Raw genomic sequence first — 2407 nt, 5'->3', positions numbered from 1 at the left:
ACCCCGATGAGCAGGCCCACCGCGACGACGAACGGTTTGAGTGACTCCTGGGCCGTTTCCTGGGCCTTGTCGTAGCTTCCGTCGAGTTCGGTGGTGGTCGCCGCCTTGCGGCCCCCGGCGAGCGTGCGGTCCTCGCCCGCGCGGTGCAGCGAGGCGGCGGTGCGTTCGTCCCAGTTGGGGTGCAGGCTGTGCACCGCCGGGATGACCGCGAAGTTGAAGTGCGGTGGCGGCGAGGGCATCGCCCACTCCAGGGTGTCGCCGCCCCACGGATCCGGCGGGGCCTTCTCACCGCGGCGCAGCGCGTGCCACAGCCCGCCCAGGACCAGCAGCAGCCCGAGCGCGAGCACCGCCACCCCGATCGAGGACGCGAGGTTCCAGCCATTCCAGCCCATGCCGTCCGGGTAGGTGGCGATCCGCCGCGGCATGCCGAGCAGGCCCGACACGTGCATCGGGAAGAAGGTCAGGTTCATCCCGAGGAACACCAGCGCGAACGCCCAGCGGCCAAGGCCCTCGTGGTACATCCGCCCGGTGATCTTCGGGAACCAGTGGTAGAGCCCGGCGATGATCGGGAACACCGCGCCGCCGAAGAGCACGTAGTGGAAGTGGGCGACCACGAAGTAGGAGTCGGTGACCTGCTGGTCGAAGGCGACGAGCGCGAACATCACGCCGGTGAACCCGCCGAGCACGAACACGACGATGAATCCGATGACGAACAGCATCGGCACCCGCAGCACGACCTTGCCCAGCCACATCGTGGCCAGCCACGCGAAGATCTGGATGCCCGACGGGATGGTGATCAACAGGCTGGCGGCGCTGAAGAAGCTCATCGACAGCTGGGGCAGGCCGGTGGCGAACATGTGGTGCACCCACACGCCGAAGGCGACGATCGCGGTGGTCACGATCGACAGCACCACCAGCGGGTAGGCGGCGATGCCGCGGCGGCTGAACGCCGGGATGATCGAGGAGACGATGCCCAGCGCGGGCATCACGATGATGTAGACGTCCGGATGCCCGAACAGCCAGAACAGGTGCTGCCACAGCAGCACGTTCCCGCCGGTGCCCGGATCGAAGAAGTGCGCGCCGAAGCGGCGGGAGAGGAACAGCAGTCCATTCGCGACATTGAGCGGCGGCAGGGCGAACAGCACCATGAACGAGGTCGCCACCAGTGCCCAGACGAAGATCGGCACCCGGTTCAGCGACATGCCCGGGGCCCGTAGCTTGAACGCGGTCACGATGAAGTTGATCGCGCCCGCCGTGGTCGAGACGCCGAGGAACAGCAGGCCGAGGGAATACACGTCGAGGCCGAGCCCGAGGGAATACGGTTTCGTGGTCAGTGGCACGTAGGCGAACCAGCCCCCGTCGGGCCCGTTCCCCGCGGCCAGGCTGGAGAACATCACCAGCCCGGCGAACAGGAAAACCCAGTAGCCGAACGCGTTCAGCCGCGGGAAGGCCATGTCGCGGGTGCCGAGCATGAGCGGGAACAGGAAGTTGCCGAAGCCGAACAGCATGGGCGTGGCGAACAGGAAGATCATCGCGGTGCCGTGCATGGTGAACAGCTGGTTGTACTCCTCGAAGGACAGGAAGTGCTCGCGGGGCCGGGCCAGCTGGGCCCGCAGCGCAGCCGCGTCGAGTCCGGAAAGGACGAAGAAACCGGCGGCGGTGACCAGGTAGCGCCGTCCGATGCGCTTGTGGTCCACCGTGCTGAACCAGGTGCGCAGCGAAGGGCGCTCACCCCAGTGCCGGTCCAGCTGCTTTTCCAGCGCGGCGTGGTCCACCACGCCGGGGCCCGGGGAGGGCTGCTGGGCGACGGACATTCTCGTCCTCCTCGGAAAACAAGCGCTGGGCCGGTTATTTCAACGACCGCAGGTAGGCGATCACGTCGGGAAGGTCCGTCGCGGGCACCGGCTGCGGGGGCATGGCGTTGCCGGGTTTGAGGTTCTGGGAGTTCGCTATCCAGCCGCCCAGTGAGCCGGGGGTGTTCGGGGCGGCGCCCGCGCCGATGCTCCACCGCGAGCCGACGGCGGACAGGTCGGGACCGACCTTCCCGTTGGCCGCGGTGCCGCGGATCGTGTGGCAGGAGGCGCACCCGACCTGTTCGAAGACCTGCAGCCCCCGCTGCGCGGCGGCGCCGGCGGGGGCCGGGGCGGGAGCGGCCGCGCGCACGAGCCACGCGTCGTACTCCGGTGCCGGCTGTGCCACCACCAGGAACTCCATGTTCGCGTGCTGCATCCCGCAGTACTCGGCGCACAGGCCGCGGAAGTCGCCGGGCCGGTCGGCCCGGATCCAGGTGGTGTTCGTCCGGCCCGCGATCAGGTCGGTCTTGGGCATCAACTCGGGCACCCAGAAGCTGTGCAGGACGTCGTCGGTGGACAGGCGCACCTGGACCGGGGTGCCGACCGGAATGTGG

General features: G+C 68.7%; 2 protein-coding genes. Both read right to left on the bottom strand.

Features of this window, described 5'->3' with window-relative positions; all coding sequences use genetic code 11:
* Window positions 1–1814, bottom strand: a 1814-nt coding sequence (ctaD, locus tag FNH05_RS36150) for a cytochrome c oxidase subunit I (RefSeq protein WP_144593334.1), incomplete at its 3' end; no start/stop codon positions are given.
* A 34-nt stretch (window positions 1815–1848) separates the two neighbouring features.
* Window positions 1849–2407: c-type cytochrome (locus tag FNH05_RS36145; protein WP_144593333.1), on the bottom strand; the 559-nt coding region annotated here is incomplete at its 5' end.

The organism is Amycolatopsis rhizosphaerae (assembly GCF_007713715.1).
Classification (GTDB): domain Bacteria; phylum Actinomycetota; class Actinomycetes; order Mycobacteriales; family Pseudonocardiaceae; genus Amycolatopsis_E; species Amycolatopsis_E rhizosphaerae.
Note: the sequence above shows the minus strand (reverse complement) of the source record. Positions and strands in the feature narration are given on the sequence as shown.